General features: G+C 64.6%; 21 protein-coding genes. 8 read left to right on the forward strand and 13 right to left on the reverse strand.

Features of this window, described 5'->3' with window-relative positions; genetic code table 11:
* The first annotated feature begins 147 nt into the window (after positions 1 to 147).
* Complete coding sequence (gene ppk1, locus KF688_11415; protein MBX3426278.1) at positions 148 to 2,334, forward strand: polyphosphate kinase 1; 2,187 nt, start codon at positions 148 to 150, stop codon at positions 2,332 to 2,334.
* Between the two features lie 64 nt (positions 2,335 to 2,398).
* Here the strand turns inward: ppk1 and KF688_11420 are convergent, their stop codons facing one another.
* Both KF688_11420 and KF688_11425 read right to left on the reverse strand, forming a co-directional pair.
* Complete coding sequence (locus tag KF688_11420; GenBank protein MBX3426279.1) at positions 2,399 to 3,340, reverse strand: lipase family protein; 942 nt, start codon at positions 3,338 to 3,340, stop codon at positions 2,399 to 2,401.
* 174 nt (positions 3,341 to 3,514) lie between these two features.
* On the reverse strand, positions 3,515 to 4,678 hold the full coding sequence (locus tag KF688_11425) for a fatty acid desaturase (GenBank protein MBX3426280.1): 1,164 nt from the start codon (positions 4,676 to 4,678) through the stop codon (positions 3,515 to 3,517).
* A gap of 313 nt (positions 4,679 to 4,991) precedes the next feature.
* Between KF688_11425 and KF688_11430 the strand changes: the two genes are divergently transcribed.
* Positions 4,992 to 6,248: a hypothetical protein gene (locus tag KF688_11430; GenBank protein ID MBX3426281.1), complete on the forward strand. Its 1,257-nt coding sequence runs from the start codon at positions 4,992 to 4,994 to the stop codon at positions 6,246 to 6,248.
* A 74-nt stretch (positions 6,249 to 6,322) separates the two neighbouring features.
* On the opposite strand, the gene smpB is transcribed toward KF688_11430, so the two are convergent.
* The 5 genes from smpB to KF688_11455 form a co-directional block, all read right to left on the reverse strand.
* On the reverse strand, positions 6,323 to 6,814 hold the full coding sequence (gene smpB / locus KF688_11435; protein MBX3426282.1) for an SsrA-binding protein SmpB: 492 nt from the start codon (positions 6,812 to 6,814) through the stop codon (positions 6,323 to 6,325).
* Positions 6,815 to 7,054: 240 nt separating this feature from the next.
* Positions 7,055 to 7,369 (reverse strand): hypothetical protein, encoded by a 315-nt coding sequence (locus KF688_11440; GenBank protein ID MBX3426283.1) that lies wholly within the window; start codon positions 7,367 to 7,369, stop codon positions 7,055 to 7,057.
* 375 nt (positions 7,370 to 7,744) lie between these two features.
* Entirely contained in the window at positions 7,745 to 8,227 is a 483-nt protein-coding gene (locus tag KF688_11445) for a metallophosphoesterase (protein MBX3426284.1), read from the reverse strand.
* 22 nt (positions 8,228 to 8,249) lie between these two features.
* On the reverse strand, positions 8,250 to 9,437 hold the full coding sequence (locus KF688_11450; GenBank protein MBX3426285.1) for an ATP-grasp domain-containing protein: 1,188 nt from the start codon (positions 9,435 to 9,437) through the stop codon (positions 8,250 to 8,252).
* 70 nt (positions 9,438 to 9,507) lie between these two features.
* On the reverse strand, positions 9,508 to 9,876 hold the full coding sequence (locus KF688_11455) for a nucleotide pyrophosphohydrolase (protein ID MBX3426286.1): 369 nt from the start codon (positions 9,874 to 9,876) through the stop codon (positions 9,508 to 9,510).
* Between the two features lie 261 nt (positions 9,877 to 10,137).
* Here KF688_11455 and KF688_11460 point away from each other — a divergent pair, with 261 nt between their 5' ends.
* Both KF688_11460 and KF688_11465 read left to right on the forward strand, forming a co-directional pair.
* Positions 10,138 to 10,752, forward strand: a complete 615-nt coding sequence (locus KF688_11460; protein MBX3426287.1) for a hypothetical protein — start codon at positions 10,138 to 10,140, stop codon at positions 10,750 to 10,752.
* 69 nt (positions 10,753 to 10,821) lie between these two features.
* Positions 10,822 to 11,079 (forward strand): hypothetical protein, encoded by a 258-nt coding sequence (locus KF688_11465; GenBank protein ID MBX3426288.1) that lies wholly within the window; start codon positions 10,822 to 10,824, stop codon positions 11,077 to 11,079.
* Positions 11,080 to 11,113: 34 nt separating this feature from the next.
* Here the strand turns inward: KF688_11465 and KF688_11470 are convergent, their stop codons facing one another.
* The gene (locus KF688_11470; GenBank protein ID MBX3426289.1) at positions 11,114 to 11,368 is read right to left on the reverse strand and encodes a hypothetical protein; all 255 of its coding nucleotides are present in this window, start codon (positions 11,366 to 11,368) and stop codon (positions 11,114 to 11,116) included.
* Between the two features lie 264 nt (positions 11,369 to 11,632).
* Here KF688_11470 and KF688_11475 point away from each other — a divergent pair, with 264 nt between their 5' ends.
* A complete protein-coding gene (locus KF688_11475; protein ID MBX3426290.1) occupies positions 11,633 to 12,571 on the forward strand; it encodes an NAD(P)-dependent oxidoreductase in 939 nt (312 codons plus the stop codon).
* 166 nt (positions 12,572 to 12,737) lie between these two features.
* Here the strand turns inward: KF688_11475 and KF688_11480 are convergent, their stop codons facing one another.
* The 5 genes from KF688_11480 to KF688_11500 form a co-directional block, all read right to left on the reverse strand.
* Positions 12,738 to 14,453 (reverse strand): hypothetical protein, encoded by a 1,716-nt coding sequence (locus KF688_11480; GenBank protein ID MBX3426291.1) that lies wholly within the window; start codon positions 14,451 to 14,453, stop codon positions 12,738 to 12,740.
* Between the two features lie 490 nt (positions 14,454 to 14,943).
* Positions 14,944 to 15,660 (reverse strand): FKBP-type peptidyl-prolyl cis-trans isomerase, encoded by a 717-nt coding sequence (locus tag KF688_11485; GenBank protein ID MBX3426292.1) that lies wholly within the window; start codon positions 15,658 to 15,660, stop codon positions 14,944 to 14,946.
* 105 nt (positions 15,661 to 15,765) lie between these two features.
* Positions 15,766 to 16,161, reverse strand: coding sequence for a hypothetical protein (locus KF688_11490; protein ID MBX3426293.1), 396 nt, complete (start codon positions 16,159 to 16,161; stop codon positions 15,766 to 15,768).
* 32 nt (positions 16,162 to 16,193) lie between these two features.
* A complete protein-coding gene (locus KF688_11495) occupies positions 16,194 to 17,288 on the reverse strand; it encodes a DUF1559 domain-containing protein (GenBank protein ID MBX3426294.1) in 1,095 nt (364 codons plus the stop codon).
* A 32-nt stretch (positions 17,289 to 17,320) separates the two neighbouring features.
* Positions 17,321 to 19,246 (reverse strand): hypothetical protein, encoded by a 1,926-nt coding sequence (locus KF688_11500; GenBank protein ID MBX3426295.1) that lies wholly within the window; start codon positions 19,244 to 19,246, stop codon positions 17,321 to 17,323.
* Between the two features lie 592 nt (positions 19,247 to 19,838).
* On the opposite strand from KF688_11500, the gene cysD reads away from it, so the two are divergent.
* The 3 genes from cysD (at position 19,839) to cysN (ending at position 23,924) form a co-directional block, all read left to right on the forward strand.
* A complete protein-coding gene (cysD, locus tag KF688_11505; GenBank protein ID MBX3426296.1) occupies positions 19,839 to 20,750 on the forward strand; it encodes a sulfate adenylyltransferase subunit CysD in 912 nt (303 codons plus the stop codon).
* 62 nt (positions 20,751 to 20,812) lie between these two features.
* Positions 20,813 to 21,859, forward strand: coding sequence for a hypothetical protein (locus KF688_11510; protein MBX3426297.1), 1,047 nt, complete (start codon positions 20,813 to 20,815; stop codon positions 21,857 to 21,859).
* A 130-nt stretch (positions 21,860 to 21,989) separates the two neighbouring features.
* The gene (gene cysN, locus KF688_11515; GenBank protein ID MBX3426298.1) at positions 21,990 to 23,924 is read left to right on the forward strand and encodes a sulfate adenylyltransferase subunit CysN; all 1,935 of its coding nucleotides are present in this window, start codon (positions 21,990 to 21,992) and stop codon (positions 23,922 to 23,924) included.
* Positions 23,925 to 24,147 lie beyond the last annotated feature (223 nt).

A 24,147-nucleotide genomic window follows, 5' to 3' on the forward strand; every position in this document is an offset into this window, starting at 1 on the left:
CGCTTTTTCACGGGGCCGAAGCCCCGTGCGCCGGGGGCCGGAACGCCTCGGTCCGAGCGTGCCGCGACGCCCGGGTACGCTATACTTGGAGGAACCCGCGCCGCCGGCGCGATCCGGTCCCTTACCGCCTCCGCTTGCGTCTCAGCGATGCCCCCTGCGCCCGTGTTCAGCTCCGACCACTTCATCAACCGCGAGCTCAGTTGGCTCGACTTCAACGCCCGCGTGCTGGAAGAGGCCCAGGACGCCACCAACCCGTTGTTCGAGCGGCTCAAGTTCCTGTCGATCTTCAGTTCGAACCTCGACGAGTTCTTCATGGTTCGAGTGGCGGGCTTGCGCGAGCAGGCCTTCGGCGGCGCCGCTCCTCAAGACACGGCTGCCGACGGGCTCGACTCGCTGACCCAGTTGCAGCGCATCTCCGAACGCGTCCGCGCCCTGGTGCAGCAACAGTACGCGTGCTGGAACGACGCCGTCCGCCCCGCGCTCGCCGAGCAGGGGATCCGCATCCTCCGCGAGGACGAACTCGACAAGCCGCAGCGCAAGGAGGTCGCCGCGTTCTTCCGCCAGCGGGCGTTCCCCGTGCTGACCCCCATGGCGATCGATCCCAGCCACCCCAGCCCGCGGTTCCACAATCGGGGGCTCTACCTCGGCGCGCTGTTGCACCGTATCAGCGGTCTCGGCCCGCGGACCCTGTTCGCGGTCGTGCAGATCCCGCAGGTCCTCCCGCGGCTTGTCCCGGTCGGCGAGGGGAGCGACTACGCCTTCGTGATGCTCGAGGACGTCATCGCGTCGAAGCTCCCCGAGTTGTTCGGCGGGTACGAGATCGCCCGCAGCGCGTCGTTCCGCATGACGCGCGACATGGACTACGAACTGTTGGATCAAGAGGGAGACGACTTGCTGCGGGCCATCGAAGGCCGCTTGCGCGCTCGCCAACGGGCCGAGGCCGTGCGGCTGGAAGTCTCGCGCGAGATGGGACGCGACTTCCTCGCGATGCTCATCGACGAAGAGGGGATCCGCGAGAACCTCGACGTCGCGGGGGGGCTCTACACCGAAGTCTACCGCATCGACGGCATGATCGACATGACGGGCCTCGGCGAGCTGACCCGGCTGGCCGGCAAGGACGCGCTCTGCGACCCGCCGTTCGTCCCCCGGCGCCCTCCGGGGCTGCGCAGCGGGGTCGACATCTTCTCGCAGATCGCCGATCACGACGTGCTGCTCCACCACCCGTTCGACTCCTTCGACCCGGTCGTCGAATTCGTCCGCACCGCGGCCGAGGATCCGCACGTCCTGGCGATCAAGCAAACCCTGTATCGCACCAGCGGCGACAGCCCCATCGTCAAAGCCCTCAGCTTGGCCGCCGAGAACGGCAAGCACGTCACGGCCCTGGTCGAGCTCAAGGCCCGCTTCGACGAGGCGAACAACATCAGCTGGTCTCGGCAGATGGAACGCTCGGGGGTCCACGTCGTCTACGGCTTCATGGATCTTAAGACCCACTGCAAGCTTGCCCTGGTCGTCCGGCAGGAAGGGGGCAAGGTCCGCCGCTACGTCCACCTGGGGACCGGCAACTACAACCCGACCACCGCCCGACTGTACACCGACCTGGGACTGTTCACCGCCGACCGGCAGATCGCCGACGACTCGACGGCGTTGTTCAACTTCCTCACCGGGTACTCGCAAGGGCACGAGTGGAAGAAACTGGTCGTGGCGCCCACGGACCTTCACCGCCGTACGATCGAGCTCATTGACGAACAAGCCGAGCGCTCCGCCGCGGGGAAGCCGGCTCGGATCTTCGCCAAGCTCAACTCGCTGGTCGACTCGCCGACGATCGAGGCCCTGTACCGCGCCAGCCAAGCGGGGGTTCCGATCGATCTGGTGATCCGCGGCATTTGCTGCCTGCGGCCCGGCATGCCGGGATTGTCCGAGACGATCCAGGTCCGCAGCATCGTCGACCGGTTCCTCGAACACAGCCGCATCATGGTGTTCGGCGAGGGCGCCAAGGCGCAGGTCTATCTGGGAAGCGCCGACTGGATGCCGCGGAACTTCACGCGCCGGGTCGAGGTGATGTTCCCGGTCGAGGCGCCCGCCCTGCGCGAGCGGGTCATTGAGGAAATCATCCCCGCGTACCTGCAGGACAACGCTCGGGCCCGGGTCCTGATGCCCGACGCCAGCTACGTCCGCGCCGCCGCGTGGCACGGCGAACCGGACCGCCGCGCCCAATGCGACTTGCTCGCGTTGGCCGCCTCGAGCGCGCTGCCCAAGGTGGGCGAACCGGCGATCGTCAAATCGAGCGAAAAATCCCCCGACCCGTCCTCGGGCAAGGGGAAGGCCGCGGGATAAGGCGTCTGAGTTAAGGGGCGATCGCTGGCGTACGCAGATGAGCTAGTCGCTGGGAGATCGGGCGCTATCGTAGTCGCTTCAATCGCTTCTTCGCCCGCTCTTTGATCCGCGTCGTCAGCCGCTTCGTCTTGCGAGCGACGTCTTCGCCCGCTTCGTCGGCCAGGACCAGGTCGTGCAGGCAGGCGACGTAGTTTACCTGGAGATGATCGGTGAAGTGGTCGATGCGCCGCTCCTTGAGCCCGTGCCAGAACCCGCGCAGCCGGTCCTTGGTCCGCTGCCAACCCGACAGCCGCCGCAGCTTGCCGTGGGCGTTGAAGTACATCTCCTTGCCGGCGTGACGATAACCAAACCACGGCGGCGGGACGCGGGTGACGACGTCGTTGTTGTTGACCCAGCGGAAGTGGGGAAGCCGCACGTGATTCACGTACGCCCGATCCCCCACGCGGGGACTGCCGAAGGTATGGACCCCGGCGGGTTCCGACTCGATGAACGAGATCTTGCACCGTCCCGCGCAGATCGCCGCCATGGCGCCCCCCAGCGAGTGGCCGGTGAACCACAGCGTCTTGGCGTTTGTCTCGAGCGATTCCTCGAGCTGGGGCCACAGGTGGTCCACCTCTTCCTTGAACCCCCGGTGGACGCGCCCTACGGTCTCGGCCACCGCCCACAGGGCGTTGCAGTCGGCCTTGATGTCGTTCCAGTCGTGGGGCTCGGTCCCGCGGCAGACAACGATCGCGTCGTGCTCGTTCGAGAGCATATACGCCTGCGCCCCGTCTTCGTCGAAGAACTGCAACTCGGTCAGTCCGATTTGTTCGGCCAACCGACGGGCAATCGGCTCGATGTAGTAGGCGACGTCGGCCAACTCGGCCAGCAGCAGCGCTTGCCGCCAGAAGCTCAACTCGCTGACGGGACCGGCGAGGGGCGTGCTGCGCCACTCGTGGGGGAGGCGGTCAGCGACGGCCTCGGTCGGCCGCTCCGGGGGGCGGATTTGGCGGGCCAGAACTCCCATCGACGCATGGCTCCTGCGCGCGAGTCAGGTGAAGGCGACGCGGCGGCTTACGGATTCTACAGAAAGTCGTTCACCGCCGCGAAGTGCAGGGGAAGTTTTCTTGACGACGGCGACGCTTGCCGCAGGCAACGCTGGCAAGTTGGAGGGATTGCAGCAGCGATTCGCAACCGCCCGTCAGGCCGCTTGCGGCTTGGGAGAGGAGTTCCGCTTCGCACGCCGCCACAGTTCTGCGAGGGCTTCAGGGAGCGAACGGGCCTCGCACCGGCGATACGGGCTGTCGGCCGGAAGATCGCGCATCAGCCGACGATGAGCCTCGGGCAGGGCATGGTACGGCATCGACGGAAACACGTGGTGCAAGGCGTGGAATCGCAGCCCGATCGGCGCCCACAAGCCCCCCGTGATCGGGTGATAGGGGTAGTTCACCGAATCGAGCAATTGGTCGACGAAGTTCATTTGCGAGCCGTCGTTCGTCCAGCGATGGGCGCCCAGGGTCCGCAGGGCGTTGATCCCCACGATGAAGACGCCGGTCAGATACGCCTGCACGACGAACCAGGGGGAGAGCCGCTCGTCGAACAGAATCCCCCCTGCGTAAACCATCCGCACGACGATGAACCAGATCACCGCCATGCACCCCAGTTCCTGCAGACGGATAATCCGCAAGGTGCGCTTCGTGGGAAGCGGCCGCAGGTACTTGGGGTCCATGACCATCGACGAGGCGTGCTGATGCACCCAGTCGCGAATTCGCGGACTGATCCAAGTGAGCGGCGTCAGCAACCCCCACCGTACGATCGCCAAAATGGGAATCACCAGCACCTGCGACAGGTAATACAGCAATTGCCCGACGGGCAGATTGGCCAGCGGGATGTATTCGCCGTCGTGCTCCGTGCCGTACATCTTCCGACGATGGTGATCGATGTGCGTGTAGTACACAAACGTCGGGATCAAAAACGGAATCCCCACCAGCAGGTTCCACACGAAGCGGAACGCCGTGAACTGGTTCGCCGGGATGTGGACCAACTCGTGAATGAACAAACTGCAGCGGTAGATGAGCAGCGCCGACACGACGAACAGCGCGATCGTCGCCGGCCAGTGCCAGCCGGTCGAGGCGGCGAGGGCCTCAGCCTTCCAGAACCGATTGTCGACCAACCGCTCGGGATGCAACACCAGCGCGAAGGCGGTCATGCCGACGGCGTAGCTTGCCAACAGGTCGGTCCAGTAGATCCACGGATTGGGGCGAAAGAAGTCGCCGACGATCCGCCTTGCCTCGGCCAGCGAGAACCGGGGGGACGATTCGTCGAGATGGTCGGAATCGAAGTCGAGGGCGGGAGCTGCAGACACGGCCGTTCGCTCAGCGAGAATTCAAACCCAGGCGACGGGCGGCAACCGCCGCCGCCTGGGGGGAGAAGCGGGAAGTTCGGCGGCTTGTGACGATCCCCTAGAGTTTATCTTCGGCGGAGACGGCCGACCAGCCAGTTGAGTTCCTGGGGCTTCGCTGCGGCAGGGCGACTGGGGTGCGTCCTGCTCCGCGCTTGTTGCCCATTTCCAGGCCGATTAGACTGACGGACGACTTGGAGCCGCTCCTGCCCGCGGCGTCCGCCGACCCTGCCCGTCCCCGCACCTCGCCCGCACGCCTCCAAGATTGCCGTTCGTCATGCGCGAGGTCGTCATCACCGGCATGGGCATTGTTTCGTCGTTGGGAATCGGGCTGGAAGCCGTCCTCAAGGCGCTGGAAACCGGCCGCAGCGGCGTGCGAACCGTTCCCGAGTTGGCCGCCGCCAACCACCCGATTCCCATCGCGGGGGACGTCGTCGATTTCGACGCCAAGGCCTACGTCAAGCCGCGCAAGGCCCTCAAGGTCATGTCGCGGGAGACTCAGCTCGCCTTCGCGGCTGCGGAATTGGCTTGGGACGCGGCTCGGCTCGAGGGCTGCGGCGTCGATCCCGAGCGGCTCGGCGTGACCGTCGGCTCGAACATGTTCTGCCCCGAAGTCGTCGAACTGGACGCCGCGTTCCATGCCTGCAAGAGCGGCGACGGCGCGTTCAATCTCGACCGCTGGGGCGATCGCGGGCTGGCTGAGATGTTTCCGCTGTGGCTGCTGAAATACCTGCCCAATATGGCCCCCTGCCATGTGGGGATCGCCCACGACGCCCGCGGTCCCAGCAACTCCGTCGTCGCCGGCGACACCTCGGGGTTGCTGGCGGTGATCGAAGCGGCCGACGTCGTTGCTCGCGACCACGCCGACGTCATGCTCACCGGAGGCGCCAGTTCGATGCTGGGCATGATGGACGTCATGTGGCATGCCGGCGCCCGACTGTCTCGCAGCGTCGCCGAACCGGAGCGAGCCAGCCGGCCGTTCGACGCCAAGCGGGACGGAATCGTCGGCGGCGAAGGAGCGGCCATCCTCGTCCTGGAAGCCCGCGAGCATGCCGTCGCCCGCGGCGCGTCAATCCTGGGGGCCGTCCGCGGCTACGGCCGCCGGCACGAAGATGCCGCGGCGTCGCATCGGCCGACGGGACGATCAATCCGCGGCGCGATCGCCGCTGCGCTGGCTACGGCCGACGCTACCGCCGCCGACGTGGGATGCGTCTCGGCGTTTGGCGCCAGCACCGAGAACGACGATCGGATCGAGGCCCAAGCGATCGCCGCCACGCTGGGGGACGTCCCCGTGACGGCTCTGAAGAGTCGCCTGGGCCACGCCGGGGCGGGATGCGGCGCGATTGAATTGGTCGCCGCGTTGGCCTCGATCCGCTGCGGCACGGTTCCGGCGACGCTTAACTACGAAACCCCTGACCCCGCGTGCCCGGCGAACGTCGCGGCGCAGGCTCGCCCGCCCCGCAGCCCGCTGATCATGGCTCTCGGCCATCGCATCACCGGCCAAGCCGTCGCGCTGACGGTCGAAGCACAGTGATGTTGGATGCGTGATTGTTGCTCTTGAACGGGTCGTCCTTACGTCGACAATCGAACGTCACGCATCAAACATGCTCACCGTCTCATCGCCCGATCGATGTCGCGCTGCATGTCCTTCTGCTTGAGCGACTCGCGCTTGTCGTAGGTCTTCTTTCCCTTGCACAATCCGAGAAGCAGCTTCGCGCGGCCGTTTTTAAAGTACATCTTCAGCGGCACGAGCGTGATGTTCTTCTCGTACGCTTTGCCTGCGAACTTGTTGATCTCGCGGCGATGCAGCAAGAGTTTGCGACGGCGGCGCGGCTCGTGGTTAAGCCAGTTGCTGTTCTTGTACTCGGCGATGTCGCAGCCCACCAGCCACACCTCGCCCTTGTCCATCCGCCCGTAGGCTTCGTCGAGCGAGACCTGCCCGGCGCGCAGACTCTTCACCTCGCTGCCGACCAATTGGATGCCGCACTCCAGGGTGTCGAGCACCTCGAAAGAGTGACGGGCCTTGCGGTTCTGCGCGATCAGGCGTTCGTTCTTGTCGTCGTCTTTCGACGCTGACTTCTTGTCGGACTTTTTGGCCAATGCAAGAGAGCGGATCAAAAGGAGCCGGCCGGAGTTCAGCGCAACACAGCGAGCCGGAGCGTCCTCGCCCCGGCGCACTGAATCCGCTCCCCGAGCATACCCTCGCCGGCGCGCACAAAAAAGCCGCGATCGGGTGTGCGCGAATGGGAGGCGTGGGGTGGTCGCGCAACCCCCGATCGCAGCCGGCGGCGTCAGGGAGCCCTGGTCAAATTGTCGGCCGCGGCAGGGCGGCCAGGGTCGTCACTCCGCGGGGGCGGGCAAGGGGCCCGAAAATCCGCCGGACAGCAGGCTGCCAAGCACCGTGACGCTCTTCTTCGGCTCGCCCGCGCCCGGATCGGGCGAGGCGAAATGCTCATGCAAATCGACGTGTAATTGCACGCAATCAAGGTACCGGTCGCGGACCTCCTCGTGCTCCAGCAGCAGCGATTCCAGCTGAGCAATCTGGGCGTCTTCGACTTTTTCTTCGTCGATCACCGACCAAATGAGCTGTTCCGCGGCGTCGAGCAACTCCTCGCGCGGTTGGGGCTTGTCGCCCGGGGGGGTAGGGCGGGACATTGAATCACTCCAATTCGTAATGCGGACAAGGAGACGCACGCCCGGCGGCTTTGGAGGCCGCTGCGCTGATCGCTCAACTTGTCGCCAAGGCAGGATGGGGTGGCGCCACGGACGCGGCGCCGGCGGGAACGACACGTGTCACGGGCGCCGAATCAGCCGCCGCCATCACTGTCATCGGCCAAAAGCTTGAGCAAATCGGATGCCCATCTAGTGTTTTGACGAAGCCGGGACAAGGTCGGTTCGCCCGACGCCCGCCAAAACCGGCCTCATTGCGCGATTGCGCACCCCCGCCAACCGGCCGAGATCGGCCCCGTGCGTGCCAATATCCCAGGCGCCCCTGCCGACTCGGCAGGCGAATCTCCGGCCCGACGCTAGCTACAGGGGCACGATTTCTGCCTGCAATGCGGGCAGATCGATAATCGCCAGACTGGGGGGATTCGCCCGATAGAGGGCCCCGGGGTTCACCGCGAGCGTTGAGCCGTGCCAATCCACTGCCGCGACGTGCGTGTGGCCATAGAGGACCAGATCGAACCCGCCTCCCGCCAGGGCCGCCCGGAACCGCCGCGCGTCGTCGCCGTGGAGGATCGCTATCCGTCGGCCGACAAGTTCCAGTTCGCCGAATTCCCCGTAGCAGGTTTGGCCGGCCCCGACGATTGCCGCGGCCAGGGCTCGACGATCGTAGTCGCAGTTGCCGTAGACGAACCCCGTGGGCCAAGAGGAAAACAGTTCAACGACGTCCGCGGTCCCCACGTCGCCGCAATGGAGGACCCGCTCGACTTGAAACGATTCCAGCGCGCGCACGGCCCGCTCCGTCTTGTCGACGTGTCCGTGCGAGTCGCTGACGATTCCCAAACGCATTCCGAATTCCCTAGACATCGACCTACGGTACGGACCAAGCCCCGTCATTGTACCCGAAGGGGCGACTGAGAATCTCCGCAGTAAACTCGTCGAGCCGGGAGGCGCACTCTTCGATGGTCCTGCCCGCGGCGAACGCCGTCAGCAGCGGATCGCCGCGACGGATCAACTCCCCGGCGCGAGGGATGTCGGCCAGCAGACGCCGCGGATCGTGCAGCGCCGCGTCGAGCGCGAACTCGGCAAACGACGGCAACACGCGCACCTCGGCCGGGGCGTATAGGATCGCCTTGCCGTGAACGGGTTCGGGCATGGCGTCGTCCGACGCATCGGCATGACCAGAGCCGCCCTCGGGGTCCTCGACTTCGGCGCCGCAGGCGGCAAGATGCGCAGCGATTGCCGACCGCCCCCGGGCTCGCTCCAGCACCTCGACCGACGCGGTGTAGCGGGGATTCACCTCCAGCAGGTGAAAATCGTCCTCCGCGACGATTAAGTCGGCGCCGACAATTCCGCGGAGGCCGAAATCCTCCCGGAGCATCTGCCCGAGCTGATTCAACCCGCACAGGATCTTCTTACTCCCCGGCAGCGGCCCGATTGATCCGGCGTAGCGCCAGGGGCGCTCCGGATCGCCGCCGAGGAGTTGTCGCGTGACGCCCCAAAGCTCGGCGGACTCGTTGCCAAGCGTAAAGATCGCCGCAGCGGGAGTGCCTGCCACGAAGCGTTGCGCGACGGCCCGCTCGCGCTCGGCCCGCTGGACAGCGGCCTCGCCGTCGAGTCGCCATACGCCCGAGCCGCTTGAGCCCTGGTAGGACTTGGCCAGCCACGCGCCATCGCGGGGAACGCTTGCAGTCTCGACCCTGGTTTCTGGGAAAGGGATCTCCCGGCGTCCGCAGACCGCTTGCAACCGCAACGGGTCGCGACACGCTCGCAGGGACTGCCCGGCATTCCCCCATAGCGGTTTGAGCGCGGCCATTTGGTCCACCAGCGCCGGTTGATTCTCCAAAGCGCCCGTGTAGAGCCAACCGTCGCACTCGATCTCGGCCAACCAATCGACGAGCCCCGCGGGATAGTCGGCGATGCGGCTCGCCGGGCAAACGGCGGCGAGATCGGCATCGGCGAACAGATCCGCGGAGACCGCCGAAAACCCGGCCCGCAGCGCCGATTGAGCTGCCGCCCGCACGCTCGCGCCGACAAGGGCGACTTTCGGCGCGGGCATGGTTTCCCTTTGGCGACGCGGCAAGGTGGATCGAAATCAGCGGCGACCTAGCCCGCAAGTCTGACGCCGGTCACTCCGACTGGTTTTCGCGGCTCGTCCGTCCGCGAAACTCGTCGGCGGGGTACTTTTGGGCGTTTTTAGCCATCTTTGCCCGGATCGTTTCCGACACGTCAATTCCCAGTTCATTCGCCAGCGCCAGTCCGTACCCCAGAACGTCAGCCAACTCTTCAGCCGCGGCGGTCAGCTTCTCGGCGTCGTCGGGGAGCTGCCGAGACGTCTCGACGTCGATCCATTGGAAGTGCTCCATCAACTCGGCCGCCTCGATTGCCAGGGCCATCGAGAGATTCTTGGGAGCGTGGAACTGTCGCCAGTCGCGTTCGTCGACGAACTGGCGAACGACGTCCCGCAACTCGGCAACTGTGGTCGTGGCGTCGCTCATGGCGATTCTGTCTGTAGAGAGTGCTGCGGCGACGGTTCCTGCCGGGACTACCCCGTCTCGCCGGCCGCCGCCTTGTCGCAAAGCCGGACGCATGATATCCCCTGCGGCGGCGTCTCGGCCAGTCGCCCGGAGCGATCCCGGCTCGCGGAGCTCGCTGCGTGCCGTTTTTCTCCTCCAAGAGTATACTGAGGGCGATCCGGGGACCGCGGAGTTCTGCCTCGGCTTCTCGTCCCGATACGTCCTTGCACACAGGGCATGCTCATGAACCGCGTCGCAATCTGGGCCTGCGGGCTGGTCCTCCTCGGGGCGACTTCGGCCCCCGCGGCGGTCTTGTTCGAGCGGTCGCTCGCTGTTGACCGCAGCAACAACGTGTTCGCTTCAACGCGGTTCACGCTCTCGCTCGACGTCACGCCGTCGTTCTTGGCGCCCACGAGCGCGGGGGCGATGTTGTTCGACGTGTCGATCACCCCCGCCGACGTCGGCTCGGCGTTCGCCTTGACCGGCGGCGCGGGGGGTGAGTTCGACGCCGCGATCGGGCGGCTCACCGACGGAATCGACGAGATTTTGCGAGTCGTCTTCGCAGAGGAGTCGACCGGCCGGGCCGAAAAGCGCGGCTTCGCCGAAAGCGGATTCTTCGCCGGGATGAACGGCTGGCCCGATTTCGGCGGCATGACGATCGAGGAATTGCGATTGCGGATCGATCGGTTCTCGCTCGTCCCCGGGACGATCCCGCTGGCGCCCGGAGCCCCGCCGCAGGTAGACTTGGGGTTCACTTTGCAGGTCGTCGGACAAGTCGTTCCCGAACCGACCAGTGCGATGCTGGCCGCAGCCGCCGCCTTGGCGCTGGCACGTTGCCGACAGCGGCTGCTGCGTTAATTCGACTGCTCACGGGGTCGTACTCTAACTCGTTCTTGGCCACCCACACTGCAACGGGCGATCGCGCATATGGCATGGTTGTTTGAACGCATGATTGAGTTGGGGGCGTGGGTCGCCTTCATCCTGGGAATCGTTTTTCTCGCTGACGCCGGGTACCTGCTCGCCCAATGGGCCATGAGCCTGGGGAGCGACGCCCCCAGTACGGAACTGCTTGGCCAAGCCGGCTATGCCGCGGCGTGCTTCGTCGCGTCGACGTTGGCGCTGGGGGGACTGGCCTGCATCGATCACTACGTGTTCGATTTGCCCGAAGAGACTGCGGCCAAGTAACCGCGAAACCGCCTCGCATTTGCCGCCGTGCGGCTCAATATCGTTCCCGAGACGGTCCTTCGACAAGGGCGCGAATCTCGCGTCGTCGCCGCAGCCGGCGCCGCTGATGGGTCAGCGTCAAATAGGCGCCCCGGGCGTGCCGCTCGCGGGTCCAGGCGCGGCGCATCCGGCGGTTCGCCTGCGAGAAATCAACCGCCACGGGAACGTCTTCGGCCAGACGCCGCGCAACCTCCAGTGATCGAGTTGCCGCCGCTTCGAGCAGGTTCAGGCAGAGCCGGGCAAGGTTCATCGTCGGCGGATCTCGCGTTCCAAGTCGCTGGGGACGACGCGACCCGCTGTCGGCCGTCGTCGAGAATCATACGCCTATACCGCCGGGAGGCCATCTCTTGCCGTTCGCCGACAATCGCTTTGACGGCCTCGCCGCCGGTCCCCGCCGTGGCGGCCAGTTGGTAGACTGGTGACAAGTCGACGTTGCGATGCACTTCGCGACCGCGCGACGAAGTCGTCCCGACCCCTGCTGCATGAATTTTCCGTTTCAGGATCGTACCCCTCGATGACGCCAGTTTCTCCCGCCACGACGCGTCTGGGGTGGATCGGCGCCGGCGTCATGGGCGCCAGCATGTGCGGGCGTTTGCTCGAGGCCGGGTTCGCCGTAACGGTGTTTACGCGCACCCGGGCCAAGGCTGAGCCGCTTTTGGCCGCGGGCGGCCGTTGGGCCGATTCCCCGGCCGCCGTTGCCGCGGCGAGCGACGTCGTGTTTTCGATCGTCGGCTACCCTCGTGACGTGCGAGAAATCCATCTGGGAACGGGCGGCGTCCTGACGACGCTTCGGCCCGGGGGAGTGCTGGTCGATATGACCACCAGCCAGCCGGCCCTGGCCGAAGAGATCGCCGCGGAGGCCGCGGCCCGGGGGACGACGGCGATCGACGCCCCCGTCTCGGGCGGCGACGTGGGGGCCCGCAACGGCGCCCTGTCGATCATGATCGGCGGCGACGCCGCGGTCGTCGAAGCCCTGGCCCCCTGCTGGAACGCGATGGGCAAGACCTGGATCCGCCAGGGGGGCCCCGGCGCCGGGCAGCATGCCAAGCTGGTCAATCAGACGCTCGTCGGCGGCAACATGGTCGGCGTTTGCGAGGCGCTGCTTTACGCCTACCGCGCCGGACTCGATCTAGAGACGGTTCTCCGTTCCGTCGCCCCCGGGGCTGCGGGGAGTTGGTCGCTGTCGAATCTCGGGCCCCGGATGATCGCCGGCGACTTCGCCCCGGGGTTCTACGTCGAGCACTTCCTCAAGGACATGGGGCTGGCGCTTGAGGAAGCCCGGCGGATGAACCTCGCCCTGCCGGGGCTCGCGCTGTGCGAGCAATTGTACCGAGCCGTCGCAGCCCAAGGCCACGCTCGCAGCGGCACGCACGCCCTCATGCTGGCTTTGGCGAACTTGTCGGGGATCGACTGGCAGAGCCGCGACCGGGCCCGCTCAATAGGGCCCCGCTGAATCGGGGCGGGTCTCGCTTGACCTGAGGGAATCCTCAGCCGGCTTGATGCAGACGGCGCCTCGCCTGCAAGCGAGCGGTTAAGTGCAGTGCAAAAAAATCGGGGCCGGGCTCCCGTAGGAACCCGGCCCCGTCGTCAGGTTTCATTCAACGAGTCGTCATGGACGCTCAGTTGCAGCCGCAAGCGGCGGGGGCCGCTTCGCCGCAACCGCAGCTGCTCGCCGGAGCGGCGCAACCGCAGTCGCTGCTCGCCGCACAGCCGCAGCCGCCGGTCGAGACAGTTTCCTGGACTTCCTGGGCGACCATCTTGCAGACCTTCACCTCGACCTGCTTTTCGACCTGGACCGGCACGCACACGGTGTAGGTCTCGGTCTTTTCTTCCGGCACGCACTCATAGGTGGTGACGTCGTAGGTGCGAGTCTTCTCCTCGGGCACCATCACGCAGACCTGGACTTCCTTCGTGGCCTGCTCAGTGACGTAGCTCGTGACCTGGTACTCTTGAGTCCGGGTCTCGGTACGGCACTTCTGCACGCACACGGTGCGGGTCTTCTGCTCGGGAACCATCTTGCACACCTTGACGGTGGTCGAGACGGTCTCGGGCACGCACTTGGTCACGCAGACGGTGCGAGTCTTCTGGACCGGGACCATCGTGCAGACCTTGACCTCGCGCTGGCGGGTCTCGGTCCGGCACTTGTTGACCGTCACGGTGCAGGTCTTCTGGACCGGGACCATCGTGCAGACCTTGACCTCGCGCTGGCGAGTCTCGGTCCGGCACTTGTTGACCGTGACCATGCAGGTCTTGGTCTCTTGACGGCACTTGGTCACGCAGTAGGTGTACGGCACCTCTTCGGTGACGCACTGATAGGTCGTGCAGGGGACTTCCTTGGTTTCGCAGCCGGGGACCCACACCCGCTTGCAGCAGGTCGTGGGGCAGCCGCACGAGTCGGTCCCGGCGACCTGTTGGGTTTCCCAATGACCGGTGTTGACCGTCACGGTCTTCATCGTCGTCACGGGGACCTTCTTCGTTACGGTCCGCGAGGCGGTCACCTGCTCGGTGTAGGGGACGTTGACCGTGTAGGACTTCTCGACCTGCTCGGTGTACGGCACGCTGACGGTGTAGTCGACCGTCTTGGTGCTGTAGCTCGGCTCCATGACCGTGTAGGACTTCTCGACCTGCTCGGTGTACGGCACGCTGACGGTGTAATCGACCGTCTTGGTGCTGTAGCTCGGTTCCATGACCGTGTAGGCCTGCTCGACCTGCTCGACGACCTGCTTCATCACCGTGCTGGTGACGACCTTGTCCTCATAGCTGGGGACCATGACCGTGTAGGCCTGCTCGACCTGCTCGGTGTAGGGGACTTGCACCGTGTACTCGCGAGTCTTCGTCTCGACGACCGGCTTGCACACGTTGTAGGTCACCGTCTTGGTCTGCTGCGAGGGGACCATGACCGTGTAGGTCTCGGTCTTGGTCTCGGTCTTCGGAACCCGGTTGTAGACGGTGTAGGTCCGAGTCTTCTCTTGCTTCTGGTACTCCGTGGACGTCACGGTCCGCATCTCGGTGACGTAGGTCGGCACCATGACGGTCTTGGTGACCACGGTCGTGCCGCAACCGCAATCGGCCGCCGCCGCCGAACCGCAGGCCGCCGCCGCTGCGCCGCAGGCGCCGCAACCGCTGGCCGCCGCACACGCGCACGACTCGCACGCGCTGGCCGCTTCACAACCGCTGTCGCAGCTCGATTCGCAGCCGCAACTCGACTCGCAAGCCGGAGCACAACACGACTCCGTCTTGCACTTCTTACGGAACAAGCCGGCGTCGGCCTGCTCCGTAACGCCCGCCGTCAGCACGCCGAGTGCTGCCGTCAGGCACAGGAAACGTTGATACATCACGCGCCCTCCATCAAAAGCTGGGGAAACAAAAAAAGAGAATCAAAACGAACTCTAGCGATTCCGACGCATCGATAAGATGCGCTGGATGGGCATTTCACGAATTCTAGTTTAGTTCTGCCGGGTCACAAGCAGATTCAGACCCGCGCGGAGGGGGATTCCGCAGCCAATACCCGCTTTCTTGCGGGTTGTTCCGGCCTTTCGCCGTGGCGAGCCGAAACGACAGAACGGCCGCCGCGGCGACCCGCCCCTTCTGCCATGAGGATACCCGCAAATACGCCGAATAAAAGAGGCTGGCGAGGGGGAATTTGCGGATTGAGGGCAATATTCCAGCGCCTGTCCAAATTCGGTACGTGGCGCGCCTCGACCGATTCGCGGCTGCGTGGTCAGAGCGGAGAAGCCGTACTCGCCGGGCGCCCCTCTGCGCTCGTGGATCAACTCTCGCGAGACCACAGCCCGAATGCGTCGCCGGGCGCGAGATTTCGAAGACTTACTCCTGCAGCCTTCGCATTGCCGCCTGATCGACGATCTCCACCAGTTCAATCTCGAAAATCAGCGTCGCGTGGGGCGGAATGCCGTCGCGACCCTCCTCGCCGTAGGCCAGACTCGCCGGCACGAACAACCGCCAATGGTCGCCGACTTTCATCTTTTGCAGCGCCTCGGTCCAGCCCGGAATGACCCGCTGGACGGGAAACACCGCTGGTTCGCGACCCTGGGTCGAATCGAATACCGTTCCGTCGATCAGTTGCCCCGTATAGTGGGCTCGCACCGCATCGCCGGGGCCGGGCGTGGGGCCGTCGCCCGCTTTGAGCACGGCGTACTGCAGTCCGCTACGGGTAATTTGAACTCCAGGCTGCGATTGATTCTTTTGCAGGAACTCAAGATTACGACGCCTTAAGATTTCCAGCCGACGGGCGTTGAGCTCCTGCATCGCCGCCCCCAGGGTCTCCGGCGCGTACTTCGGTTGGGCGCCGGCCAGCGCATCGCGGATGCCGGCGATCACGGCCTCGACATCAAGTTCAATCCCGTCGCCGCGGAAGCTGGCCCCCAGATCGTAGCCGATTGCGTAACTGTGATGAGTCGGCGTCGGGGCCGCAGCCCCTGCGCCGGGCCGCGCGGCCGCCCCTGCGGGGAGGCTTTCCTGGGCGGCGACCGAAGCGGTCGAGACGGCGACGACGACCAGCGAGAGTAAGACGCTTTCGCGCACGGCGATTCTCCTGTCAGGGTATCTCGGACGCTCCTCGCGATACCGGCTTGCGGAATAATCGCTTGAGCGTTGGACATGCGTCGCGACATGGCGCGACGGGTCCTTTCATGACTGATCTTGATTGAGGACAACATACCCGATGCCGCAGGCGGCCGTCAGGATACAGCCCCATTGAATGAGCCGCGAGCCGCGTGCTTGCAGGGTCTCGCGGGCCGAGCCGAGTTCGGCATGCAAGCGTTCGTACCGCTGCCGAGCGGCCTCGACCTGGCGACGAACCGCTTCGAAGTCGGGGCGCGACGCGTCGACGGTCGCCTGTTGGGCTTGGTGCATCGCGACGGTTGCCTCGGCGTAGTCCCGCGCCTGCTCGTCGGACCAGACCCACGAGTTGGGCGCCAGCATGTTCCAGGCGAGTCCCCCCGCCGCAACGAGGACGCCCGCCGCCGCCCCGACGGCGCACAAGCGGGCAACGACGAGTCGACCAGAACGAGGCGCGGAGGGCATGCGTGGGAGAGCTCAGGGCTTGCTGCGGGCGGCTACGGCGCCGTGAGCCCGTCGCTCGCCGCGCCGTCGTCGATGGCGATCAGATAGGCCATCGTCGACTCGTCGACGCCGTCGGTCAATGCGAAAACGCCCCCGTCGAGCCGCACGAACAGCGCCAAACCTGGGTGATTCGACCGCGGCGCCGCCGAGATGTAGTACATCGCCTCGGGGACGCAAGGAAGTCGATCAAGCTGCTCGCCCACGAGATCGGGACACTCGTACAGTACGTCGGCCGTCTTCGCGTTAGGCGTTTGCGTAAAGCCGAAGCTGATCGGATCGATGATGAACGGGTTGATCGCGTCGCGCTTGTCTTTCATCGCGGTACTGTACCACAACGGGTGGACGTCCATGGCCAAGAGCGAAGTCGCCGCCCAGGGGAGGGCCCATGCGCCGCGTTGATCGAGCGGGTGCTCGCGGGTCCGGACTTCCGAGGCCAGGATCGTCCGCGAAGCCCCGTCGGTCACGCGCCGCAAGTCCTGCCCGTAGTGGGCGAGCGCCCCATGAGCGATGACGTCGTCGACGTGGAACGGGCTGGTGTAGCCGGCGTAATTCGACTTGGCGAACTGCGTGCGCCGCCCGGCGCCTGTCGGCGAAAAGTCGTACATACGCCCTCGAGACTCGTCCGCGGGACAGAGCAAAACCGCCGGCTGGGCCTGCTGCGGCGCCGAGTCGCTCTCCGAGACGTGCATCGTCAGGTCGAACTGGTCGAACAACGGTTGCTGCTCTAGATACGGCAGCAATCGCACAAGCCAACTGTGATTCGTCCCCGAGCGCAGGTTGACGCGAAAATGGTTCGAGCTAAACGCGATGGCGCTCGCGGCAGGTTCGAAATCGCCTGCGGCGGGGAGCTGGCGTCGCTGCTGTTCGTAGTTGACGACTGCCAAGCCGATTTGCTTGAGATTGCTCATGCACTGGGCTCGGCGAGCCGCCTCGCGGGCCGAACCGAGCGCGGGAAGCAACAGCGAAGCCAAGGCCCCGATGATTGCGATTGCGACCAAGAGCTCGACGAGGCTGAACGCCCGACGCAGACGCCGCTGGTCGAGCTTTGTGCGGCGCGATCTCATCCGGCTGCCCAACGCGTGAATCATAGTTCTTGAGCGAATGTCGCAGCAGCCGTCGGTCAGCACGTCTTGCACGGGCGCCTGCGGAGTCGTTGCCGCGCGGTCCAAGCACCGGCCGTCGCGGCGATTGCCGCCAGCGACGCCGCGGCCGGCTCGGGCACGACCCTCGCCAGAGCCGCGACTTGCAGCGGCGGGGGACTGACGACCGTGCCGTAGTTGTCTCGCAAGAATTGAAGATCGTCGTGATCGACGTCGCCGTCGCCATCGGCGTCGCCGTCGGAAGCCAGTGCTCCCTGCAGCTTGCCGAATCCGCGCTGCCAGAGCATAAAGTCCAACGCGTCGACGACGCCGTTGCCGTCGAAGTCGGCCGAGGGGACGTCGAACAGCGTCGACATCCGCCATGCAATGCCGAAGTCCCATCCCGCGGCGCCGGCCACCTCGATGGTGTAGGTCCCCGAGCCGATGTTGTTCGCGGCGTTGCCGTCGATGTTGCTGAAGAACAGATGCTCGACGTTGTCGACCGCGCTGACGCTCTCGGCGACCAGGGTGTCGAGGAATCCGTTGGTCGAGTCGTACAGCCGCAAATCCAGGTTCTGCAGCGAGTGGGTCGGAGAGAAGATCGACGGAGACGGATTCGAGTCGGTAACCTTGACGTGCCAGTTGAGCACGATCGACAGTTCCTGGGCCGTCGTCCCCTGCGGCACCTCGAGCGTGTAATACACCGACCCGGCCGAGGGCTGGCTCTTGAGATCCTGATAGTCCCAGCCGTTGTTGCTAGCGGGCGCTGCGGGTTCGCTCTGGCTGCCGACGTTGCGCCCCGCGGCGGCGATGAGGTAGTTGTTCCAGACGTCAAGCTCGCCGGCGCCGTAGACGTCGTGCAGCGGTCTGGTCACTTGCACCGCCCCGCTAGGCAGGACGGTCGATGCGTCGTACTGCCAATTGAACGACGCCTTCTTCTCCGCTCCGGCGAGCATGATCGCCTTGACGACCTCGGCGTTGCGACCGAGCGTCGATGCGAGCGTTTCGTGCAAGATTGTCGCCGCCGAGCTGACCATTGCGGTGGATGCGCTGGCGGCGGGCAATGGTTGTGCCCCGAGCGTGGGCGCAACGAGATCCGGCTTGCTTCGGCCCGGACCGTAAGCGTTTGAACCTGGCGACAACGTCAATCCGGCGCTATGAATTCCGTCGTTGCGTCCCACGACGATCGCGTTGTAACTGTGCGCCCAGAGATAGGGGATGGGGTTGACGTTGTTTGCCAGACCGACGACCGCAGTCATCCCCTCGTCGCTGTTGGCGGCGTCGATCAGATAGTCGAACCGCCGCAACGCTGAAACGTTGTTGGGGTCTTCGAGCGTGAAACTCCCGCCAGGAGCAAGCCCGGCGACCCAACTCAGATTCTGCACACGGTAGTTCTGAGCTACGGGATTCTGATTCCCAGAGTAGCGGATGACGTCTGACAGGTAGTTATTCGCCTCGTACACGTCGACCGTGTTGACTCCGGCGGCGAGCCCCGAGACGTTTCCGACGAGATTGGCGGCGACGGTCGTCGTTGAATGTCCGGAATAGACAGGAACCATTTGCCCTTCGACGATGACGAACGCGCCGGAACTGTCGCGGAGGTACGCCGGGCCCAATCCGTTCACATCGTTAAAGACCGTCGTCTGACCGAACGGATCGCCGGTCGTAAATTCCGCATTGTTCGGATTCGGCATGAACGGATGCCACTGATAATTGAGCGACTCGCCCGAATTGACCGAGAAGGCTGTTATCGCCGCCGCTTCGACGATCGACACGGAGACGCCCGCCCCTGTCGGAACGTCGCTCCCCAGCTTCGTTGCCAACAGGTCATACCGCACTTCGGTCTGCCAAGCCAGAAAGCCGGCCGCCTGGGAACTGGTGCACGCCCAGCACCCTGCCATACATGCCGCGAGCGCGAGCAATCGGCACAAGCGAGGAAAGGCAGGCGTGGCCGCGTTCAGTGGCATGGGATGGAATACCGGGGTCACGGCGCGGCCGGAGCGCACAGGGGGCGAGACGAGGCATTTCGGGAAGCGCGTACAACGCGACATCGCAGCAGCAACGAGAGTCGCGGCGTGCATTGCCCCCGCTCGGCACCCGCTAGCCCTATTGTTCTCTGGAAATGATGAATGATCAAGGATTTGGGCCGAGCGGCGGCCCCTTGAGGGATCCTGATCGGCTGTGCGGCGGGCGGTTCTCCGCATTCCCGGTCCAGGCGGCGCAATCCTCGCGGTGCGACCGGCCTCGTCGGTACAACCGTCCGGTGGCTCCTCCTCGACGGGGGGAGTTCGCAAACGGTTTCCCCCCGTTGGAGCAGGCCGGAGCATGCCCCCTCGATCCTCAAGCCTGTCTCACCAATGCCGCCGAGTGTGGCCGCCGAAGGCTACGCCCCGGCGCCTTGCGTCTGTCGCCTCGCCCGGCGCCCTGCTAAACTGGCCCGTTTGATTGCCGCAGATCATCCTGCTTACCTGAATCGCCCGGCGTCGCCGGGCGCCGACCTTGACCTGTCCGCCCCCCAGCCGCACCCGCATCCGCGGAACTTCCCGACCGAGACTGGCCATGAGCTCCTACCGTCTGACTCACCTCAAACAGCTTGAGGCCGAGAGCATCCACATTATCCGCGAAGTGGCCGCCGAGTTTGACAATCCGGTCATGCTGTACTCGATCGGCAAGGACAGTTCGGTCATGGTGCGGCTCGCCGAAAAGGCGTTCTACCCCGGCAAGCCGCCGTTTCCTCTGATGCACGTCGACACGACGTGGAAGTTCCGCGAGATGATCTCGTTCCGCGAGAACCTGATCCGCAAAGAGCTCGGTTGGGATCTGTTGGTCCACATCAACGAGGACGGGGTGAAGCAAGGGGTCGGCCCCTACACGCACGGCAGCGCGGTGCACACCGACATCATGAAGACCCAGTCGCTCAAGCAAGCCCTGACCAAATACAAGTTCGACGCCGCGTTCGGCGGCGCCCGCCGCGACGAGGAGAAGTCGCGAGCCAAGGAGCGGGTCTACAGCTTTCGCGACAAGCACCACCGCTGGGATCCCAAGAACCAGCGGCCCGAATTGTGGAACCTGTACAACGGCAAGGTTCACAAGGGGGAAAGCATTCGCGTGTTCCCGCTGTCGAACTGGACTGAATTGGACGTCTGGCAGTACATCCATTTGGAAAAGATTCCGATCGTGCCTCTCTACTTCGCAGCCGAGCGGCCGGTGGTCGACGTTGACGGGGCGTTGATCATGGTCGACGACGACCGGATGCCGAAGGAGCAGGCGGACCAAGCGGTGATGAAACGCGTCCGCTTCCGCACCCTCGGCTGCTACCCGCTGACGGGGGCGGTCGAGTCCAACGCGACGACTCTCCCCGAAATCATCCAAGAAATGCTGCTCACCAAGACGAGCGAACGGCAAGGCCGGGTGATCGACTACGACCAAAGCGGGTCGATGGAGGAGAAGAAAAAGGAAGGGTATTTCTAGCAATCTTGAATAGACTGAACTGAATCCCGAAGGTCACATAGCCTCAACACCCTTGTCGCCTAATGAACGTTCACTGCCGTCAAGTCGGGCTATTCTGCGCTAGCGCCGTCTTTGCGATCCTTGCGCTCCTTCATGGCCGAATAGTTGCTTCAGGACCGCTGTCATTGCCTACCGCTTCGGGCATCGCGCCCGGCGACGTCCTCATTGTTGATTTCTTCAACGACTGGCTTAAGTTCGAGCCGTCAACGGGCCAGCTCTTTTCACTGCCTTGGACGGATCGTCCTTTTTCAATTCTCGGCGGGAAGTTCACATTCGACCTGGACGGAACGGTTATACGCCCCTCCAACGGATCGCTCATCCGTATCCATCCCGTCACGGGCAACGCGTCGCCAATTGGTCTGCCGACAATCCCCGGCGCGGCCGATATCGCGGTTACTCCCGAGGGCGACTACGTCATCGCGCGACCGGCTACGACTGCAAGCATCGAAAACGGCGAGTGGCTCAATGGCATTGACGGGGGACTGTACTATTACCGGCGCGCAACTGGCGAACTCACGGCGTTTCCCAAGCCGGACCAATTCTCGCCGAACAACGTCGCGGTCGGCGTGAATGGCGAAATCTACGTTAGCGAGTTCTTTCGCGGTCTCGTCCGGATCGATTTCGCATCCGGAATTATTCATGAGATACTCGCAGCTCGACGAGAATTCACCGATCTCGACGTCTTGCCTGACGGCCAAATTGCAACTGCTTTGTTTGCGTCCTCAAGCAGCGTGCAAAGAGTCGATCCCGTTACCGGCAATGTGACTCCGTTAGCGGCGCCGTTTCCCGCGTTTAGATATGTTGCCCCGGACGAAGACGGCGGGCTCTGGCTAACGGAGAGCAGCGGACTCTATTACCTGGACAAGTTCGGAAACGGACCGACGCTAGCAAAGTCAGCGACGTTTTTCTCCCCCTGGGAGATTGCGTTCGTCCCAAGTGGTTGGACGCCGCCTATCCCGGAGCCTCAATCACTTAGTCTGGCTATGGCGGCTTGCTTGTGCAGCGTACGTCGGCGAACCTGCCTAAAACATCTCGACGAAACCCAAAGCCAACCCACGAGAGAGAACTAGCAACCGCTCTGGCGACTGTCGACGTCGCAATTGGGTGAGTTGACTTAGTCGGAGTGCGTGTTCTACTCAGGCCGCATCTTGCGTGTCGACGTCCTCCCAGCTCTCTAACAATCGATTTCAGTCAAACGACATGTCCCACCAGTCCGACTTAATCGCCACCGACATCGACGCTTACTTGAAGCAGCATGAGCACAAGGAGCTCTTGCGCTTTCTTACCTGCGGCAGCGTCGACGACGGGAAGAGTACGCTCATCGGCAAGCTGCTTTACGAGACCAAGATGATCTACGAGGATCAATTGGCCGCGATCCAGCGCGATTCGCTGACCCACGGGACTACGGGGACCGACTTCGATCCGGCCCTGCTCACCGACGGGCTCAAGGCCGAGCGGGAGCAGGGGATCACGATCGACGTCGCCTACCGCTATTTCTCCACGGCCAAGCGGAAGTTCATCATCGCCGACTGCCCGGGGCACGAGCAATACACCCGTAACATGGCCACGGGGGCCAGTACCTGCGATCTGGCGATCATCCTCATCGACGCCCGGCACGGCGTGATGACCCAGACCCGGCGGCACTCGTTCATCGTGTCGCTTCTGGGGATCAAGCACGTCTTAGTCGCGATCAACAAAATGGACCTCATGGACTTCAGCGAGGAGGTCTTCCTTAGGATTCGCGACGACTACCGCGACTTTGCCGCGCAGCTTGACATGGTCGATCAGCACTTCATCCCCATCAGCGCGCTCAAGGGGGACAACCTCATTGACCACAGCCCCAACATGCCGTGGTACGAGGGGTCGACCCTGATGCATCATTTGGAGAACGTCCACATCGCATCGGACCGCAACTTGGTCGATTTCCGGTTTCCGGTGCAGTACGTCAACCGGCCCAACCTGAACTTCCGCGGGTTCTGCGGCACGATCCCTTCGGGCCGCATTCGCAAGGGAGACGAGGTGACGGCCCTCCCCTCGCGCAAGACCAGCCGAGTGAAGTCGATCGTCACGTTCGATGGCGAACTCGACGAGGCGTTCGCGCCGCAATCGGTCACGCTCACCCTGGAGGACGAGATCGACGTCAGCCGCGGCGACATGCTCGTCCGGCCCGACAACGTGCCGCAGAGCTCCGACTTGTTTGATTCGACGATCGTCTGGATGAACGACGAGCCGCTGGTGCCTGGCAAGCAGTACTGGTTCAAGCAGGGGACCAAGCTGGTGGCCGGCGCAATCGACCGGCTGCGGTATCGGATCGACGTCAACACGCTCCACCGGCAGGACGCTCCGGCGTTGGCGCTCAACGAAATCGGCCGTTGCCGAGTGCGGCTCAACCAGCCGATCGCCTTCGACGGATACAAAGCGAACAAGGGGACCGGCTCGTTCATCGTCGTCGACCGCGTGACCAACGTCACCGTCGGCGCCGGGATGATCCTCGACCGAACGACCGCCGACAAGGACGACCATTGGGAGCAGGAGGCGGACGCAAACCTGCACGCCACGAAGAGTAACGTCAGCGCCGAGGAACGCCGGGCCCGGTTCGGCCAAACCCCCTGCACGGTCCTGTTCACGGGGCTGGCCGGGGCGGGGAAAACCTCGCTCGCCTACGCGCTTGAGCGGCGGCTGTTCGACTTGGGACGAGCCGCCGCGGTTCTCGACGGCCAGAACATGCGCCGCGGTATCAGCCGCGACTTGGGTTTCACGGTCGCCGACCGCAGCGAAAACCTCCGCCGATCGAGCGAAGCGGCCAAGCTGCTTAACGAAGCGGGGCTCATCGTGCTGGCCGCGTTCCTGGCTCCTGAAGAAGCGGTCCGTCAAAAGGCGGCCGAGGTCGTCGGCGCCGAGCGGTTCCTGGTGATCCACCTCGACGCACCGGTCGAAGTTTGCCGGGCCCGCGATCAGGAAGGCCACTACGCCAAGGCCGAGGCCGGCGAGATCGCGAACTTCCCCGGCGTGAGCGCCCCGTACGAACCGCCGACGAACCCCGATCTGGTGCTCGACACCGCGACGACGCCGCTGGACAGGTGCCTTGAGGCGGTGATGAAGCTGCTGGGGGAACGCGGCGTACTGAAGGCGTAGCCAAGCTTGCAGCCTGATGGGTTCTTGCCCCCAAGTCGGGGCGAACCTGGAGCCGGACCAACGTGAGCTACGAGCGGAGGAACGGCAGTTCGCGCCGCAGTAAAATAGGTTGGGTCGCCGGTTCGACTGGCGACCCAACGATCACGATCCACTGAGGGTTGACGCGATTTCATATGACATGCCGATTCGCTCACTCCGTTCGCGGCTTGAGCCGCGAACGGGC

This window comes from Pirellulales bacterium (genome assembly GCA_019636345.1).
Taxonomy (GTDB): domain Bacteria; phylum Planctomycetota; class Planctomycetia; order Pirellulales; family Lacipirellulaceae.

Coding starts and splice junctions, on each gene's coding strand:
- KF688_11465 (MBX3426288.1), top strand. CDS start 10,822: ATGGCATGGTTGTTTGAACGCATGATTGAGTTGGGGGCGTGGGTCGCC.
- KF688_11445 (MBX3426284.1), bottom strand. CDS start 8,227: ATGCGTTTGGGAATCGTCAGCGACTCGCACGGACACGTCGACAAGACG.
- KF688_11450 (MBX3426285.1), bottom strand. CDS start 9,437: ATGCCCGCGCCGAAAGTCGCCCTTGTCGGCGCGAGCGTGCGGGCGGCA.
- KF688_11430 (MBX3426281.1), top strand. CDS start 4,992: ATGCGCGAGGTCGTCATCACCGGCATGGGCATTGTTTCGTCGTTGGGA.
- KF688_11495 (MBX3426294.1), bottom strand. CDS start 17,288: ATGATTCACGCGTTGGGCAGCCGGATGAGATCGCGCCGCACAAAGCTC.
- KF688_11500 (MBX3426295.1), bottom strand. CDS start 19,246: ATGCCACTGAACGCGGCCACGCCTGCCTTTCCTCGCTTGTGCCGATTG.
- KF688_11455 (MBX3426286.1), bottom strand. CDS start 9,876: ATGAGCGACGCCACGACCACAGTTGCCGAGTTGCGGGACGTCGTTCGC.
- cysN (MBX3426298.1), top strand. CDS start 21,990: ATGTCCCACCAGTCCGACTTAATCGCCACCGACATCGACGCTTACTTG.
- KF688_11510 (MBX3426297.1), top strand. CDS start 20,813: ATGAACGTTCACTGCCGTCAAGTCGGGCTATTCTGCGCTAGCGCCGTC.
- KF688_11490 (MBX3426293.1), bottom strand. CDS start 16,161: ATGCCCTCCGCGCCTCGTTCTGGTCGACTCGTCGTTGCCCGCTTGTGC.
- cysD (MBX3426296.1), top strand. CDS start 19,839: ATGAGCTCCTACCGTCTGACTCACCTCAAACAGCTTGAGGCCGAGAGC.
- KF688_11480 (MBX3426291.1), bottom strand. CDS start 14,453: ATGTATCAACGTTTCCTGTGCCTGACGGCAGCACTCGGCGTGCTGACG.
- KF688_11420 (MBX3426279.1), bottom strand. CDS start 3,340: ATGGGAGTTCTGGCCCGCCAAATCCGCCCCCCGGAGCGGCCGACCGAG.
- KF688_11460 (MBX3426287.1), top strand. CDS start 10,138: ATGAACCGCGTCGCAATCTGGGCCTGCGGGCTGGTCCTCCTCGGGGCG.
- ppk1 (MBX3426278.1), top strand. CDS start 148: ATGCCCCCTGCGCCCGTGTTCAGCTCCGACCACTTCATCAACCGCGAG.
- KF688_11475 (MBX3426290.1), top strand. CDS start 11,633: ATGACGCCAGTTTCTCCCGCCACGACGCGTCTGGGGTGGATCGGCGCC.
- KF688_11440 (MBX3426283.1), bottom strand. CDS start 7,369: ATGTCCCGCCCTACCCCCCCGGGCGACAAGCCCCAACCGCGCGAGGAG.
- KF688_11470 (MBX3426289.1), bottom strand. CDS start 11,368: ATGAACCTTGCCCGGCTCTGCCTGAACCTGCTCGAAGCGGCGGCAACT.